Genomic DNA, 17335 nt, shown 5'->3' with positions numbered 1-17335 from the left:
CTGGGGCTACTATGATCTAATGACCAAAATAAAATACAAGGCCGAAAAAGCCGGTATTGAACTGATCATTGGTTAAAACATTTTCGAGGGTGCTTGTACACCCGCAAGGTGATTTGAACAATTCACTCACTAAATGCGCTTAGCATATACAACGCGTGGGTATCTCTTAATTTAATTTCATTAGAAAAAGATCTTAAGCCGAGCATGTTTGAAAAGTTAAAAATCTATCAGCACTTATTATTGCCAGAAAGGAAATTCCTAATTTACTGCCTTCCTTCGACGAAAATTTGATATTTTTAAATAAGGTTATCCAATTTCATTTTTTAAGAATAGTAAATTTTACAAGGTCGAATGCAGTTAAATTTACCTTCAAGAAAATTGATAAGGCGTTCATAACCAAATTTCTTACTTATTTAAAAAACAGACTATTGACTTATCACTCTTATAAGAATAATCAGGAAAAAAAACCAATTACAAAGCACAACAAAACAGTAGGTGCCATATTAGGAAAAATTGAAAAATCTATCTTTTTAGTAATCTTTTTAAGCCTTTTAGTAAGCTGTAAAGAAGCTTCAAAAACACAGGAACCTGAAGATAAGGACAGTAATAAAATTGTAATTGATCTTAAAAATACATCTGATAAGCTATTTAGTTTTGAACCAGTTTTTTCAGAATCACCGGTGTATTCTTTAGAAAAAAAATATCCAGAATATTATGATAAAAAACTACAGAAATTTAAAGGATTGCCGTCAGTAGACTCATTTAGAATAGTCAGCAAAAATTTTCAATTAAAACCTTTCATTCAAAATCTTTATGAAGATGGATTTATCAGAAAGGGTAAAGCACTTGAAACAATGGGAGAAAGTGAATTTGAAAATTTATCTGCAAGAGTAGACACTTTGGACTTTCAGTTAAATATTTTTTCTGGTTTTAAGGGAAACAAACAGCTAATAATAGCAGATCTAGATCACGATAATAATTTTGCAAATGATGAAACTCTTGAATTTCAAATAGACTATAGAAGTAAAAAACATATTGAACAAAATGAAAATATTCCAGTCCTACATCTCCCTTATGAAGTCTTTCTAAATGATGAAATTTATAGTCTAAAAAGAGATATCAAAATATATCCAGAAACTAAGCATCCGCACATTTATTTATTTGAAGATAATGTATTAGATGATACCACGAATGAGTATACTGTAATGCTAAAGTTTGTAGGTTACAAAAAGGGAGAGCATCAATTGAACGATATGGCTTATTCATTCGGAGTTCAAGGATTGTTCGGAGAATTTGTGCGATTAAAAATAATACCCAATTCCATTACAAATCCTAAAAGCAGAAAATCTGATAATTTTTTGTATTCAATCTCAGATACATTAAGGGCTGGCAATAATTTTTATGAAATTGAAAGTGTTTCAGGAGATTTAGCCAAACTTACACTGAAAAAGATAGATGTTGATACCGACAAATTTACTGGGTATAGAATTGGTGATAAGATTGATAACTACAACTTACTAACATTAGAGTCTAAAAAGGTTAACTTATTAGAGTCAATCAATAAAAATAAGCCATACACGCTACTTGACTTTTGGGGTACCTGGTGTGCTCCTTGTATTAAAGGTCTTCCCGAACTAAAGGGTTTTCATAATGAATTTTCAGAAAAGGTGAATTTAATGAGTTTTGCTCTTGATAAAAATATTAGTGACGTGAAAGAATTCAGTATTAAGAATAATATGTCCTGGCAGCATTTTTTTATTAATAGCAATAATCGGAAAGGTAGCATAATTGCAGGTATGAATATAACTAAGTATCCCACTTTTATTTTATTAAATGAAGATTTTGAGATAATCTACGAAGGGAATTCAGGTTCCTTAGCTGAAATTAAAAAGTTGATAGAGTATTAACTGTTTTAAGCTATTGTATAGCATCAGCAATACGCCAAACTCAATCATTTTAAAGCCGGATAAGTTTTATCTCTATTTTTTCACCCACGAAGGATTTCATTTTTAGTTAATACTGGGTATAGCTTATATCTGAAACTAACAGTTCACTGAGTTGTTCTGATCTTTCTATACTATTTAATTTTTCAACTGATCTAGGTATCTAAGTAGTCAAGTACTGTATTTGGCAGCATAACTCAAACCCCGTTCAGCCCATTCCCACTACATTTCGCAAAAGCTTCATTCCGGGAAAAGCGCTTCTCTACAAAGGTCTTGGACACCATCGAAGAAATTACGATTTCCATTACGCTAACCCGATGAAAAATCGGAACGCTCCATTACAGTTCGAAATTTTTCGATGAAGTCCGCTTGATTGAGGTCTAGATCATAGTCCTTCTTCCTAACAAAGTGGTGGTGTTTCCTGATCCATATTCAACTATACTTACGCCCCTCCCCTTTTTAAGATGCAAATAACAACATCCTTTCCTGGACAGCGGCATAAAGCCGATTCGGCTTTGCCTATTCTTTTTATACGCTTTACCAGGCCAGGATGTTGTAAAGCAAATGCATCGAAAAAGGTAATGTGACGGCGCTATAGGAAGTAAATCTAAAAGGAAACGGTAGCCTCTGTTCAAAACCTTAAAAGGCTTAGATCGAGTCTGGAGTCAAAATTTAAAAAAAAAAGGAAAATGCTCTAGATATAATAAGTAAATCTATTTAAAAAATTAATTCAATGAATGGATTAGGTTTTCTATTCCAAAATTGGATACGACGTTTTAGACGTTCACAGTGGAAATTTTTGAATGGTTTTTCGTCTCCGTATTCAAAAATCTGCGTTTTTAAAATTCTTGATTTGATTCAAATCTGAATTTTTACCTCAAATTAAATCAAAATACACCAAATCATACGAAAATCTCATTTTCAAAAACAATCCAGAAATAGTATTTTAAAGTGTTGATTTTCTGATTAATATCATTAACGAAAATCCTCGGTTTTGACTTTCGCTAAATAATAAAATGCTTCGAAAAGGAAATAGGACTTTTTTTCATTCCTTTTTTAAAAAGCAGTTGGTGCAAACCAACATGTATGAAAAATTTTGTCCCGCCTGCGGGACGAAATCGAATAGCAAGAGGGTAACACGTTGCACGGTGTTATTCGATTTCTTTTTTAGCTAAGCCCTGTGTTTATGGGGCTTTCTAAAATTAAAATTTTAAAAAGTATCCACCCTACTGGATATACCCCACTGGAAGAGCCCGTAAAATAAAGGTGGCCATAGCCAGTAAATAGTAAAATAGTATCCATTATGGCGAAATCAAGACTACAATTAAAGGCAAGTACGGCAAAGCGGTTCCGGGAGTTTTCGAAGAAAAACAATAGCAACCAGTCTGAAACTTTGGAGCTGGTCCTGGACTTTTTTGAGCAAAATAACCTCTCTCCTTTTGAAACTTTAGTGCCCTCAAAAGTGAGCCTGGAACAACTGATTAAAAAAAGGATCGATGCGGTGATTGCCATCCTTAAAAATATTGAGAAGACCCAGACTAAACCGAGCTTGTTAATGCTGGAGTTACTGATGGAAGGACGATCGGTTCCAAAACTTCAAGTGACCAAGAAAGAAAAGGTTCTTGTTACCGATAAAAAAAGCCAAGCACAATTGGAATTGGAAATTTCCAGGCTTCAGGAATTATTAAAAACTACAAAAAGAGATCTGGAATACCTCGTTCAACATGTGGAAATAAAGAGTAATGCTTTTGGGTCAGATTATCTAAAACTCAATCTCCCTCGGTCAGAATTTGAACATTATAAAATAGCCATCAAAAAAAAGGACTAATGTATATCAGTATCTCTCCTCAGAAAACCGGTGCCGCTTTTTCCAAAAGTGCAGGGGATTTTGTGAGCTACCTGGAAAAAGAAAACGAGGGAAAAAGCCCTATGGAAAAGGAATTCTTTTTTAACCAGTATGACGATAATATACGGCCGTACGAGGTAATCAAAGAAATAGATGGGAATACCGCGAAATTAAAAACCAAAGAACCCAAATATTACTCAATCACCATGAGCCCAAGCCAGTACGAATTAAAACACATTCGTAATAATCCTGAAAAGCTAAAGGCTTTTGTTAGGGAAGCGATGAAGGAGTATGCCGACTCCTTTAATCGGGAGATCAATGGAAGGCCTGTGGGTGTTGATGACCTAAAATATTACGCCAAAATTGAATATGAGCGAACTTATAAAAGTAACGATGTAGCGGTTAAGGAAAATAAACCCTACAGCAAGCAGATCGCCCATCTTAAAAATGAACTTCGGAAGGTAGAACGTGGGGAGATTTCAGGGAGCACCCGGAAACTTGAAAGTGAAATTCAAAAACTGGTGAGGGATGCGCCTTATAAAATACGCGGCCAGATGATAGAACCGGGAATGAAAAAAGAAGGACTGCAAAGTCATGTCCATATTATCGTTAGCCGAAAAGATACTTCTAACACTTACAGCCTTTCCCCAGGTAGTAAATACAAAGCTTCTGAAGTAAAAATGCATGGCAAAATGATCAAACGGGGTTTTGAGCGAGACCGTTTCTTTCAGAATTCAGAAAAAGCCTTTGACAAGATGTTTCAGTACAACCGGAATTATGTGGAGCGCTATGCTTCCAAAAAGATGCTGAGTAAAGATCCTAAACAATATTTTGTAGGCCTAAAAAACCTGGGAGTCAATGAGAAAAAGATCGCTTTTAAAATGATCCGTCAAACGGGATTACAATTACCCGTATTACACCTGCCTACAAATAAAGTAGGATTTGCCTATAAACAATTAAAAAAAGTCATCGAAGCCGGAATTAAATCTAGTTCTATCGGTTATTAAAACTACCTGTTATGCTGTCAAATATTTATTTTATCCTCTTTTTTAATATAGCCGTTGGAGCTATGTTTCTCTATTCCTTGAAAAACACTTCCTGGGGTTTCATCATCAACTTTGTGTTCATTTTCTTGTTGTTTGTTATCAGTTTTCCTACTCGCTTTAATTTTAACTTGTTCGTGCTGCTTTCCTTCCGCTTATTCATCCCTTTGATCGTGATCAATGTGCTACTAAGTGAATGGTTACTAAAGCCAAATAAAGACAATTTAATCAAACAATATGCTTTCAAAATGCCACTAGCTTCCGGGTCGATTAATTTGAAGGATATTCGCCGCGGTGTCTCTATCATTGGTGCTGCGGGTAGTGGAAAAACCGAAAGTGTTGTTGCCCAATTTCTAAAGTATTTTAGTAGGCAAACCTTCTGCGGAATTATCCATGACTACAAGAATTTTGAACTATCCAAAATAGCCTACCCCCTATTCAAAGAAAGCAAAATGCCCTTCTATATCATTTCCTTTGATAATATCTATCATAAGGTTAATCCCATCGCACCTCGTTATATGCAAGATGCAGAAAGTGTAAATGAGATTTCCCGGGTACTGTTGGAAAACCTATTAGAAAAAAAGGAAAGCATTTCATCCGGTAACTCCAAATTTTTTAATGATGCTGCAGAAGGTATTATAGCGGGGTTGATTTGGAAACTAAAAACCGATCATCCTAGCTACTGCAGTCTTCCCCATATGATCGCACTATTTCAGCAATTAACCACCTATGAGCTAGTGGATTTTTTAAGTACTAACCTCACCTCTCAGGCTATGGCGAATGCGTTTATAAATGGGGTAGATTCCGAACGGCAAACAGCTTCGGTAAAAAGCACCCTTTCCAATGCTTTTAAAAAGATAAGCACCCAACGTATCTTTATGGTACTTTCTGAGGATGAGATCCCACTAAATATTAATCATTCTGAAAATCCAGGGGTGATTTCCGTGGTTAATAATCCGAAATTCGAGTCGGCATACTCACCCATCGTAGCTACCATTATTCATAGTATTACCAAGCAGATGAGTGTACATGACAGGCTTGGTTCTTTTATACTTATGGAAGAGGCTTCCACGATTCGCCTGCTCAATATGCATCGCATTCCGGCAACGCTACGAAGCTATAATATTGCCACGGTTTATGTCATCCAGGATAAAATACAGAATGATATCCTCTATGGCAGGGAAGCAGGAAGAGCGATCCTCAGCAACCTATCCTATCAGTTCTTCGGAAAAGTGAATGATCCCGATACCGCCAAATACTATGAAAGTTTCTTTGAGATTGTAAAGCGGAAAAGTATTAGTGTAAGTAAAAGTGATAACCTGAATTTCGATACCCGAACTACCAAAAGTGAACGAGAAGTAGCCAAAATAAGGGCAGATCTATTCTTCCGCTTAAAACCTGGTGAGTTTGTGACCTTTGCCGATGGAAAAGATCGAAAAGTAAAATTCGCTACACCCAAATGGACCAAGGAGTTACCGATTCCTAAACACGAATTTTCTCAGGAAGAATTGGAATTAAATTTTCAGAAAATATACAGGGAAGCCAAAACGATTTATAAATCTGAAAACTACAAAAAATGAGCGACGTCAATTACATTAGCCACCTAAACGGAGTATTACGGAAATTCGCTGATGATGAAAATATCTCATCCTCCCATCGCAGTTTATACTTGGCCTTTTTTGAACTATGGAATCAGAAACATTTTCCTAGAACCATTATGCTTAATAGTAAACAGGTAATGGCACTAGCCAAAATACGATCCAGGACGACCTACCACAAATTACTTCGGGACCTCACAAATTGGGGTTATCTTAAATACCATCCCTCCACTACTCCCCAAATGGGATCACTCGTGGAGATGTTCAGATTTGATACAGACCCTGATCAAAAAATGAACAGAACTTATCCAGTTTCTGAACAAGTACCTGTCCAAAAATTGGTATCTTTTAATAAACATGAAAGTAAACATATAATAAACTCTTTTATAAACACTTGTCCAAAAAATGAACAAGAGGTTATTGATTATTTTAAATCAAAAAATAGAAATTCCCTGGAGGCGAAAAAATTCTATAATTTTTACGAGTCCATAGGCTGGAAATTAAATGGTAAAAATCCGATCACAAACTGGCAGGCCTGCGCACGCAACTGGATGCTAAAAGCTGATGAAATAAAAAGAGAACTAAAGTCTAATTCACCGTCCCAGAACCGGGACAACTTGCATACTAGTAAGGATAAAAATTATGGAGAGCCGTTGTGAAAGATCAGCTTCAAAATATTCTTGAAAAATTCTCAAACTATCAAACTAACTTAAATCCATTCATAAATGGTCTTTTATATTAGCCAAAAGATACTAATAATTAATATTTTTAAAATCTAACCACCTTTTTAGATCTGACTCTTTTAAGGGATGGTTCTTGGAATATTTTGAAATCATACTTTCATATTGTTTGAATTGAAATGAATTTAATCTAGGATTCGATATAATATCGAATTTCAAATTTTCAATTTCTGGAAGTTTAAATTTTAGTCCAGGTATGTTTAAAATTTCTTTCATAAATCCCACGATTCTATACTCTGCTTCGTGTTTAAATGATAGGTGTTTTCTAAATGCAGAAAATTTTAAAAGTGATTCTTTTTCCTTAAAAAGCATATCGTCATAATTTTGATATTTTACGGCACCGGCAACTACAATATCTAAGTTACTGGTGGGTTTTTCTTGTATTTTAATTGATTCTTTAATAAGTTTTTGAAAATATTTTCTTTCAAATCTAATTGTAAATCCAGCTTTACCATAGATATCCCACATTGCGAAGGATTCAACTTCATTTAATATCCAACAGCTTACATATCGATGTTTCTGTTTTAACTCGAGACTTTTTTGTAAACCATTTAAAGCTGCAATATTTTCTTGAATAATTTCTCCCCATTGATCATCACTAATATAAGGATTTGCATCCTCAGGTTTTTTTAATGAGTTGGTCCTTACTTTTAGTTCATTAATGTCGTAAGGTTCAATATTTTCCAGATTATCTTCAAACTTATCTAGACGGGTTAGAAAGATACTACTTGATTCTAAAAAATCAACCAACTTTTCGATTGTCACATATCTATAAACGTATTTTTCTTTAATTCCTTTGGTGTTATATGTATCCCAAGTCATTTTTAATTATTTTTCATCGGTATATTTTGGCTTTACAGACTATATACAAATTTAAATTAATAGGGTGAAAAAAATAACAATCTTTCTAAACCAAGCTGTAGACTGTATTAATGGAATGAAGAATAAGGTAGAAAAACAATTTAATTTGTAAATATTCATCGCAAGTAACAGGAATTGGCGAAAAAGTAAAATTTACAATTCATGATTTTTCTTCTACAAATTAAAATTATAAAAACTTAGCTGAATTTTCTAGTAATTTTTCGAGAAATAAGGCAAAAAACACTATATTTCTCGAAATTTTACTAAAGGTGAGTTTAAGCGATTTTATAAAAGAGCGATTGTCATTTGAAGAGTACGCCTTTACCTGGGATGAGTTAATTGAAGGTGTCTCCGGTAAACCAGAATCATTAATCCGCAACGATCTCTATTATGCTGTGAGCAATGGTAATGTTGTTTCCCTCCGGCATAAGTTCTATTTAATCATTCCTCCCAGGTATTCCCATTCTGCCAAACTACCCGTTGAGCTATACATAGATAAACTATTTAATTTTTTACACAGAAACTATTACTTAGGGCTGTATTCTGCCGCGAGGTATTATGGTGCTAGCCACCAACAAATACAGAAAGAGTATATACTTCACGATAAATCTCCGTTACTCTCCGTTTCAAAAGGGGCTGTTAAACTTGACTTTTTTACCGTTTCTAACTGGCCAGAAAAAAACATATTAAATCGTAAAGGAGATGCAGGGATGTTTAAAATATCCAGTCCTTCTTTAACAGCAGTCGATTTACTTTACCATCAAACTAAAATAGGAGGATTTAACAGAACTCTTTCCATATTGGAAGAGTTGATTGAAGAAGTGGAAGTTTCAGATGTAATAGACCTGCTGTCCTGGTATCCCCAAAGAAGTGTCCTTCAACGTTTCGGTTTTTTACTAAATCAATACGATTCCAAATCCGAACCAGCTGAATTAATTTATAATTATTTGAGTCTTCAAAAGTTCTATCCTGTTTTATTGAGTCCAAAATCTAATCAAAAACCAGGATCAGTCAATAATCGTTGGAAAGTTGATGTCAATATTAAAATGGAAAGTGATCTATGATACCGAGACCAGATATAGCTAAATGGCAGGAAAATGCCCCCTGGAAAGAATTTATGCAAGTCGAACAAGACTTAATAATCAGCAGAACTTTAGTAGAATTATTTTCTGATGATTTTTTAAATCAGAATTTAGCATTTAGAGGTGGTACAGCACTTCATAAGTTGTATTTGAATCCTGCTCCACGTTATTCAGAAGATATTGACCTGGTGCAAATAAAACCGGGACCAATTAAACCAATTATGAAACGGATAGGTGAAGTGGTTACTTTCTTTGAAGAAGAAAGACGTACTCAAGTTAAAGGACACGGAGCAAAAGCACTATATCGATTCAATTCAGAATATGAGAATATCAGACTAAGGCTAAAGTTAGAAATAAACTGTAAAGAACATTTTAATGTATTGCCCTGGGTTGAATATCCTTTTGAAGTGAAAAGCAACTGGTTTGAAGGAAAAGCGAATATTCGTACTTATAGTATCAACGAATTATTGGGAACAAAATTAAGAGCCTTATATCAACGTAGTAAAGGTAGAGATCTCTTCGACCTGGACTATTCTAGACGAAATATTGATTTAGACCTTGATCAGATTTTAAAGTCTTTTAAGACCTATATGGATTTTTCTGTAGGCAGATCCCCTAGTGCTAAGGAGTTTTTATTAAATATAGAAGAGAAAGAAAATGATCCTGACTTTACAGGCGATATGGAAGCCTTGTTAAGATCAGAAATTGAATATGACCAGGAAAAAGCATTTGACTGGTTAAAGAAAAATATAATTGAAAAGATTTAAAGCTTAGAAACCACTACATGGCAATAAAAAAATCAGAATTATACAGTTCTCTTTGGAAGAGTTGTGATGAATTGAGAGGCGGAATGGATGCCTCTCAATATAAAGACTACATTTTACCATTACTATTTATAAAATATGTTTCAGATAAATATGCTGGTGATGAGGATGCATTAATTACTATCCCGGAAGGAGCAAGTTTTTCTGACTTGGTTAAGATGAAAGGCAAAGACGGTATTGGTGATTACATTAACAAAAAAGTACTAGCCCCTATTGATAAGGAAAATGGCTTTGACATGCTATCTAAAATGGCAGATTTTAATGATGAAGATAAATTAGGTAAAGGCAAGGAACTTATTGAAAAATTAAGTAAGCTTATTGCTATTTTCGAAAATCCTGCGCTTAATTTTAGCAATAACAGAGCAGAAGATGACGACCTTCTGGGCGATGCTTACGAATATTTAATGCAGCACTTTGCCAAAGAAGCGGGTAAAAGTAAAGGACAATTTTATACACCTGCAGAAGTATCTCGAATTATGGCTAAAATTATTGGGGTTAATAACGCCACTTCGCAATCGCAAACTGTATATGATCCTGCCTGCGGTTCGGCTTCTTTACTTCTAAAAGTAAACGATGAAGCCCCATATGGTCTAACAATTTACGGCCAGGAAAAAGACAATGCAACAGTAGCTTTGGCAAAAATGAATATGGTATTGCATAATAATCCAGAAGCAGTACAAGACATTGTACAGGGCAACACATTAGCAGACCCAATCCACAAAGATGGAGAGCAATTAAAACGCTTTGATTTCTGCGTGGCAAATCCGCCATTTTCAGTAAAATCTTGGAGTAATGGGTTTCACCCTGAGAGTGATATTTACAAACGTTTTGATGGTTTTGGTATTCCACCAAATAAAAATGGCGATTATGCTTTTTTATTGCACATCATCCGTTCACTAAAATCTAAAGGAAAAGGTGCGGTTATTTTACCTCACGGTGTTTTGTTCAGAGGGAATGCAGAAGCGACTATTAGAACTAACATTATAAAACAGGGCTTCATAAAAGGTATTATTGGGTTACCAGCAAACCTGTTTTTTGGCACGGGTATTCCGGCTTGTATTATAGTCATAGATAAGGAGCGGGCAGCAACAAGTAAAGGTATTTTTATGATAGACGCTAGCAAAGGCTATATCAAAGATGGAAATAAAAACCGGTTAAGGGCACAAGATCTACATAAAATAGTAGATGTTTTTAATCAACAAACTGAGGTTAATAAATTTGCCAGAATGGTACCCTATGAAGAAATTGAAACCAACGATTACAATTTAAATATTCCTCGATATATTGACAGTCAAGAAGAAGAAGATATTCAGGATATTCAAGCACATTTATTGGGTGATATCCCCAATCGTGATATAGAAGCTTTACAAACATATTGGGAAGTATATCCAAGTCTAAAGGAGCATTTGTTTCACCCCGCAAGACGCAAAAAATACTCTAAGTTAGTTGTACCTAAAGAAACCATAAAGGAAAGTATTTTCAACCACGGCGAATTTATTGAATACCGAAAAACGTTGGATAGTGTATATGCCTATTGGGAAAATGAATCTAAATCGAAACTGTGGAATATAAATGCTAATACAAACCCAAAGGAATTAATTGCTGAAATTTCTGAGAGTCTGTTACAGCACTATAAAAATAAAGCTTTAATCAATCCTTATGATATCTACCAACATTTGATGGATTACTGGAATAATATTCTTAAAGATGATAGTTTTCTAATCAAAGAAGATGGTTGGGTTGCTACCTTAACACCATTAAAAGACAAAAATGGAAAAATTAAAAAAGGCGAATATGAAAGCGAATTAATTCCTTTCGAATTAGTTATCAATCGCTTTTTTGAAAACGAGCAAGCCGAAGTCAAAACTATTGAAGCTTATTTAGATACATTGTCTGCGGAAATGACTGAACTCAAAGAGGAACACTCAGGTGATGAAGGCTTATTGAATGAAATAATCAACGATAAAGGAAATATTACCAAAAGCGACATCGCCAAACGATTGAAGGAAATTAAAGGCGATGATGAATATGCAGAAGAATATGATATTATTCATAGCTATGAAAAGTTGATGATCTTAGAGACTGCCAATAAAAAGACTTTAAAGGAAGCAGATGTGAAGCTAAAACAGCAAGTGTATGCTAAATACCCACAACTCACTGAACAGGAAATTAAAACCCTAATTGTAGAAGATAAATGGTTAGCTGTTTTAAAAAATAGTATCGATAGTGAAATTGACCGAATAAGCCAACGTTTAACTATACGTATTACTGAGTTGGCAAACCGCTACGAAAATCCATTACCACAAGTAGAGCAACAAGTGCAAGAATTGCAAACCAAAGTTGCTGAACATTTACAGAAAATGGGAATGGTATGGAATTAAAAAAAGGTTATAAGCAAACTGAAGTTGGTGTTATTCCAGAGGATTGGGAGTATTCTTATTTAGGAAATTTAGGAGTTTTTAAAAAAGGAAAGGGAATAAGGAAAGATGAAGTTATATCTGATGGATTACAATGTGTCAGATATGGACAATTATATACAACTTACGATTTTCTAATTTACGAAACCAAATCATTTATTTCATCTTACTCTGCTGAAAATAGCACAAAAATAAAAAAAGGAGATATTTTGTTCGCTGGTTCTGGCGAAACAAAAGATGAAATTGGTAAATGTGCCACCCTAACTTCAGACAAGATTACTTATGCAGGAGGAGATATCATTATTTTAACGCCAAGCAATGCCAATTCTGTATATTTAGGTTATTTGTTGAATGAGAAAAGCATTCAAAAACAAAAAAGTCAAATGGGGCAAGGAGATGCAGTTGTCCATATTTATTCCAGTGGATTATCAAAAATCAAAATCCCACTACCACCTATTGAAGAACAAAAAGCCATCGCCCAAGTCCTGAGCGACACCGACCAACTTATTCAAAATCTAAAAACACTCCTTGCTAAAAAGCATGCTATTAAGCAAGGAGCAATGCAAGAATTGTTAACTGGCAAAAAGCGGTTAAAGGGATTTGATGGAGAATGGGAAATGTCGAAGTTGGGGGATATTGCGAATTTTCACAAAGGTAAAGCGCTTTCTAAATCACAAATAAAGGAAAGCGGAAAAACAAAATGTATTCATTATGGAGAATTATTTACAAAATATTCAGAAGTAATTACTGAAATCAATAATAGAACTGATTTAACTGAAAAAATTTTTCTTTCTAGGGCTAATGATATTCTAATGCCTACTTCTGATGTTACCCCAAGAGGTTTGGCGACGGCTAGTTGTATTAATGAAGATGGAGTAATATTAGGAGGAGATATTTTAGTTATTAGAGTGCCTAATTCGTTATTAAATGGAATCTTCTTTTCCTATTTAATTTCAATAAATAAAGATAAAGTATTGCAATTAGTTACTGGTTCTACTGTCTATCATTTATATGGTTCAGATATGGCAAAATTTGAATTCAAATTACCTAATGATATTAAAGAACAAAAAGCCATCGCCCAAATTTTGAGCGATATGGATTCTGAAATTGAAGCTTTAGAGATTCAGTTAGGAAAGACACAACACTTAAAACAAGGAATGATGCAGGAGTTGTTAACTGGTAGAATTAGATTGGTTAAGCCAGTTAGTCCATCTAAAAAGAAAGAACGACTTATAAAATTAAAACCCAAAATTGAAAGTACCACAATCCCTATTGCAGCAGAACCAAAGAAAGAATATAAATCTGAAAAGACACGTAATGAACATATAACTGATGCAGTTCTAATTGGCACGATGGCAGACTCATTCGGAAGCAAGGAATTTCCCCTAACTCGCTTTATGTACACAAAGGTTTCCTATTTGTTCAAACGATTTAAGCAAGTTAGGGATAATGGCTACTTGAAAAAAGCTGCTGGCCCTTACAAACCAAAAACAAGATATGGCGGAGCTGAAAAAATTGCTTTAGACAACAATTATGTGCAGTTATATATTTCTTACTACAATGGAAAAAAATACGAAAACTTTATTGCAGGAGATAATTGCAAAGAAGCTATCAGCTATTTTAAAAAATGGTATGGAGAGAACGCTTTGAAATGGATTCAACAATTCAAATACACAAAACGGGACCATTTAGAATTATGGACAACTGTTGATATGGCAATTCAGGACTTATCAAAAGCCAATAAGCTGACAAACTTTCAAACGGTAAAGAAATTAATCAACGAAGATAGAGAGTGGCGGCCAAAATTAAAGCGTCCCGTTTTTTCTGATGAAAATATAAAAATGGCTATTAAAAAAGTAAACCAGTTATTTGGTAAAAATTAGAATATGAGACAAGGACACGCAGAAGATGTATATAAAAGCTTTGATCGATTTGTAAATGAATTCCTTTTAAGCAGGAATAGTATCTTAACAGTTGGCCATCAAAATATCCTGAATGACACCACTATAAACAATTGTTTCGAATACTTTGTAAAAAATTTTAACGGCGACCAAAATAGTAATTTTGACGCAAAAATAGCTCAACAATTTAAAGATGCAGATTTAGATACTAGATTAGTGTTTGCTCACGCAGAATGGCTGTGGGCTTTTGCAGTAGATGATATTAGCTATAAAAAAAAGTTACACTATACAAAAAGAACCACAGAATTAAGTGATGATAAGTTGGTTAAAGATATTTATCCAGAAGGATTTGGGAGTGCAGGACAATGGCACACAAATAATAAGTATTACGAAATCACTTTTAGTTTACTAATAATTCAATTCATTAAAAGAAAAATTGAAGCAAATGAAATTAGTGAATTAGAGGAAGTTAAGAATTGGATTGAGAACATCTGTATATATCTCAAACAAAAAAATGAGGTTGATGGTTACGAATTACCAGATGACTTAAAAGATAAGTTACCAAAAAACAAATTAGCTCTAACGAATATCTTGACCTACGCCAGTAATCCTGAATATTATGAGCGTATAGCTTCTGATAACCATAAAAATCAAATCATAGTTTCATTTAATGGTTTATTAAATGAGCAGGAAAAGGAAAATTTAAGTGCTGATGAAAAAATATATGCTATCAGACAAAAATTAGGAGAATATACAAGACCTGACTTTGATTTTTATGAACGAGAATATGCTAAAATCTGGAACTACTCTTTAACAGAAGAGGGCTTTTCAGAGATACAAGGATTACAATATAAAAAAGCCATTATTTTATATGGCCCACCAGGAACAAGTAAAACCCATACAGCGAAACACCTTGCAGAGGCCCTGATTTCCCATAGTTATTTAAGCAACAAAGAGAATGTTGTAAAATACTTTAGAGAAAAAACAGATTTTATAACTGACCGAATACATCATTTACAGCTTCATCCAAATTACACTTATGAAGATTTTATTGCAGGCTATCAATTAAAAGATGGTAATACAGAAAAAACTAAAGGAACGTTGTTCAATATATGCAAAGCAGCAGCGCAAGACAAAGAGAAATTACCTCACGTTTTAATATTGGACGAAATTAACAGAATTGACCTATCAAGACTATTCGGAGAAGTGTTTTCTGCATTAGAAAATAGAGATGAACCTATCGAAGTCGGTGTTGGTGAGTTAGAGCTTACTATACCAAGTAATTTGTATGTAATTGGTACAATGAATGAAATAGACTTTTCACTTGAACGTATTGATTTTGCATTAAGAAGGCGTTTTTTATGGTTCTTTTATGGCTATAGTAAAGATATACTTTGGGAAATAATAACTAAAAAAAATGATGCCCTGGAAACACGATTAAAGATGGGTGATGAAATTGAAAGGTACGTGAAGAATGTAACAGCTCTTAATGGTAAAATATCAATCACTCCAGAACTAGGCAAACAATATCAAATAGGTCATACCTTCTTTGGAGAAATTGTTGAAATTTATAAAAGTTACAAAGAGATTGGTGGTTACAAAAATTTACAAAATCAACTATACAGAAATGATGGTGGAGCAACTGGTATTTTATGGAACATCTCCATTGAACCTATGCTTGTTTCCTTTTTAGGGAATATGGAATTAGAGTTAAGGGATGAAATTTTAGAAGAACTTAAAAACATTTTCTTTAATAAATAATGTTAAACTCGCCAGTTCTAATTAATGCAAAAGATTGCTTTCCTTTTGAAAATCAAGAGGGATATGGAGACGTATTGAAGTATTTCATTTCTAACCAAAAACAGCTAAATATTTTCCATTTTAGTAATTATACCAATAGGGATGATTTAGAAATAGCATATTTTAATACAAGAGATGGAAAATGGTATGCAGGTAGGTTGATAGGCGAAGCTCAATTTGAATATAAAGATGTTAATTATAAAATTGTAATTACACCCAGGTTTGGGAACTTACAACTCTTTAGGATGCTAGAGGAAATTTACAATATAAAATTGGCCAATTCCAAAGGCACCATCACCAAGCAAAATGATTATCAATACCTAATTAAACAATTAATAGCTTTTTTGTGGTTAAATCTATTATCAAAAGCGAATAAGCACGGAATTCCAAAGCAGAATGAGTTTAAAAATTATAAAGGGGCAATCGTTAGAGGTCGTTTAGATGTAAGAAAAAGTATTATACCTCTGCAGGTTGAAGAAAAAATTGTTAGTAGATATAACGAAAAAGTAGTTGATTCAACTGTAGCTAAAATTCTCATTAAAGCTTATAAAATTCTGAAAGCGGATTATAAGCTATCTTCAATTAGGGTGTCCTTAGGAGCTAAAAATGCCATCGAACAATTACAAGCATCTAATACTAGAGATACTTATTTAACCGAATTAGATTATAAGAACTTAAGGTATAATAACATCTATTTATCCTTTAAACCGGTTGTTGATCTCTCTTGGGATATAATTAAAAAGAAAAATTTCAATAGCAATAATGACAGTACTTCAGATAGTTTTAGTTTCTTTTTAGATATGGCGGAAGTATGGGAAATCTATTTACAATCAATCTTAAAGCGGCACTTTGCAAAATTTGGGTGGCATTTAAAGAAAGACAAAATCCAAACCTATACGGGTAAAGACTTCAAGCGCCTAATAATTCCAGATATTATTTTAGAAAAAGGTAATGAAGTAATGGTTTGGGATGCTAAATATAAACGAATGGAGTTCGATTATTTTGATTATGACAGAGCTGATTTCTTTCAAATCCATACCTATATTAGTTATTATCATCAAAATCAAAAAGTTATAGCTGGAGGGCTTTTATACCCTTTGTCAAAAGAATTTAGCCGAGAAAGACAATTCAAGAATAGATCAGAAACCCTCTTTAATCAAGAAGCCACAAATACTAAATACCTTGTTGACGGAATTGATTATACAAATTTGAATGAGGAAAAAATAAAAGAAGAGGAAGCAAACTTCTTAAATAGAATAGCCGACTTACAAATAAATTAA

The 17335-nt window shown here is 33.7% G+C and carries 12 protein-coding genes; 11 read left to right on the top strand and 1 reads right to left on the bottom strand.

Features of this window, described 5'->3' with window-relative positions; all coding sequences use genetic code 11:
• Positions 1 to 428 precede the first annotated feature (428 nt).
• From B4F31_RS11475 to B4F31_RS11455, 5 genes are all read left to right on the top strand, one after another.
• The gene (locus B4F31_RS11475) at positions 429 to 1907 is read left to right on the top strand and encodes a TlpA family protein disulfide reductase (RefSeq protein ID WP_286761340.1); all 1479 of its coding nucleotides are present in this window, start codon (positions 429 to 431) and stop codon (positions 1905 to 1907) included.
• A gap of 1339 nt (positions 1908 to 3246) precedes the next feature.
• Positions 3247 to 3771, top strand: a complete 525-nt coding sequence (locus B4F31_RS11470) for a BfmA/BtgA family mobilization protein (protein WP_286761339.1) — start codon at positions 3247 to 3249, stop codon at positions 3769 to 3771.
• Positions 3771 to 4796 (top strand): MobB family relaxase, encoded by a 1026-nt coding sequence (mobB, locus tag B4F31_RS11465; protein WP_286761338.1) that lies wholly within the window; start codon positions 3771 to 3773, stop codon positions 4794 to 4796. Before B4F31_RS11470 ends, mobB begins: the two co-directional genes overlap by 1 nt.
• Positions 4797 to 4807: 11 nt before the next feature.
• Complete coding sequence (locus B4F31_RS11460) at positions 4808 to 6412, top strand: type IV secretory system conjugative DNA transfer family protein (protein ID WP_414706137.1); 1605 nt, start codon at positions 4808 to 4810, stop codon at positions 6410 to 6412.
• Between the two features lie 311 nt (positions 6413 to 6723).
• Entirely contained in the window at positions 6724 to 7089 is a 366-nt protein-coding gene (locus B4F31_RS11455; protein WP_286761337.1) for a hypothetical protein, read from the top strand.
• 93 nt (positions 7090 to 7182) lie between these two features.
• Here B4F31_RS11455 and B4F31_RS11450 read toward each other — a convergent pair whose 3' ends face one another.
• The gene (locus tag B4F31_RS11450) at positions 7183 to 7992 is read right to left on the bottom strand and encodes a DUF2971 domain-containing protein (protein WP_286761336.1); all 810 of its coding nucleotides are present in this window, start codon (positions 7990 to 7992) and stop codon (positions 7183 to 7185) included.
• A gap of 308 nt (positions 7993 to 8300) precedes the next feature.
• Between B4F31_RS11450 and B4F31_RS11445 the strand changes: the two genes are divergently transcribed.
• The 6 genes from B4F31_RS11445 to B4F31_RS11420 are packed head-to-tail and all read left to right on the top strand — an operon-like array spanning position 8301 to position 17335.
• On the top strand, positions 8301 to 9095 hold the full coding sequence (locus tag B4F31_RS11445) for a type IV toxin-antitoxin system AbiEi family antitoxin (RefSeq protein ID WP_286761335.1): 795 nt from the start codon (positions 8301 to 8303) through the stop codon (positions 9093 to 9095).
• On the top strand, positions 9092 to 9880 hold the full coding sequence (locus B4F31_RS11440; RefSeq protein WP_286761334.1) for a nucleotidyl transferase AbiEii/AbiGii toxin family protein: 789 nt from the start codon (positions 9092 to 9094) through the stop codon (positions 9878 to 9880). Before B4F31_RS11445 ends, B4F31_RS11440 begins: the two co-directional genes overlap by 4 nt.
• Positions 9881 to 9897: 17 nt before the next feature.
• Positions 9898 to 12318: a type I restriction-modification system subunit M gene (locus B4F31_RS11435; RefSeq protein WP_286761333.1), complete on the top strand. Its 2421-nt coding sequence runs from the start codon at positions 9898 to 9900 to the stop codon at positions 12316 to 12318.
• A complete protein-coding gene (locus tag B4F31_RS11430; RefSeq protein ID WP_286761332.1) occupies positions 12309 to 14237 on the top strand; it encodes a restriction endonuclease subunit S in 1929 nt (642 codons plus the stop codon). Before B4F31_RS11435 ends, B4F31_RS11430 begins: the two co-directional genes overlap by 10 nt.
• Before the next feature lie 3 nt (positions 14238 to 14240).
• Entirely contained in the window at positions 14241 to 16016 is a 1776-nt protein-coding gene (locus B4F31_RS11425) for an McrB family protein (protein ID WP_286761331.1), read from the top strand.
• A complete protein-coding gene (locus B4F31_RS11420; RefSeq protein WP_286761330.1) occupies positions 16016 to 17335 on the top strand; it encodes a 5-methylcytosine restriction system specificity protein McrC in 1320 nt (439 codons plus the stop codon). Before B4F31_RS11425 ends, B4F31_RS11420 begins: the two co-directional genes overlap by 1 nt.

The organism is Salegentibacter sp. UBA1130 (genome assembly GCF_002311535.1).
GTDB lineage: Bacteria > Bacteroidota > Bacteroidia > Flavobacteriales > Flavobacteriaceae > Salegentibacter > Salegentibacter agarivorans.
The sequence above is the reverse complement of the archived record's forward strand: the minus strand, read 5'-3'. Positions and strand labels throughout refer to the sequence as shown.

What these genes read in the sequence shown, in the direction of transcription:
- B4F31_RS11470 (WP_286761339.1), top strand. Translation starts at nt 3,247, where the DNA reads ATGGCGAAATCAAGACTACAATTAAAGGCAAGTACGGCAAAGCGGTTC.
- mobB (WP_286761338.1), top strand. Translation starts at nt 3,771, where the DNA reads ATGTATATCAGTATCTCTCCTCAGAAAACCGGTGCCGCTTTTTCCAAA.
- B4F31_RS11460 (WP_414706137.1), top strand. Translation starts at nt 4,808, where the DNA reads ATGCTGTCAAATATTTATTTTATCCTCTTTTTTAATATAGCCGTTGGA.
- B4F31_RS11455 (WP_286761337.1), top strand. Translation starts at nt 6,724, where the DNA reads ATGAACAGAACTTATCCAGTTTCTGAACAAGTACCTGTCCAAAAATTG.
- B4F31_RS11450 (WP_286761336.1), bottom strand. Translation starts at nt 7,992, where the DNA reads ATGACTTGGGATACATATAACACCAAAGGAATTAAAGAAAAATACGTT.
- B4F31_RS11440 (WP_286761334.1), top strand. Translation starts at nt 9,092, where the DNA reads ATGATACCGAGACCAGATATAGCTAAATGGCAGGAAAATGCCCCCTGG.
- B4F31_RS11435 (WP_286761333.1), top strand. Translation starts at nt 9,898, where the DNA reads ATGGCAATAAAAAAATCAGAATTATACAGTTCTCTTTGGAAGAGTTGT.
- B4F31_RS11430 (WP_286761332.1), top strand. Translation starts at nt 12,309, where the DNA reads ATGGAATTAAAAAAAGGTTATAAGCAAACTGAAGTTGGTGTTATTCCA.
- B4F31_RS11425 (WP_286761331.1), top strand. Translation starts at nt 14,241, where the DNA reads ATGAGACAAGGACACGCAGAAGATGTATATAAAAGCTTTGATCGATTT.
- B4F31_RS11420 (WP_286761330.1), top strand. Translation starts at nt 16,016, where the DNA reads ATGTTAAACTCGCCAGTTCTAATTAATGCAAAAGATTGCTTTCCTTTT.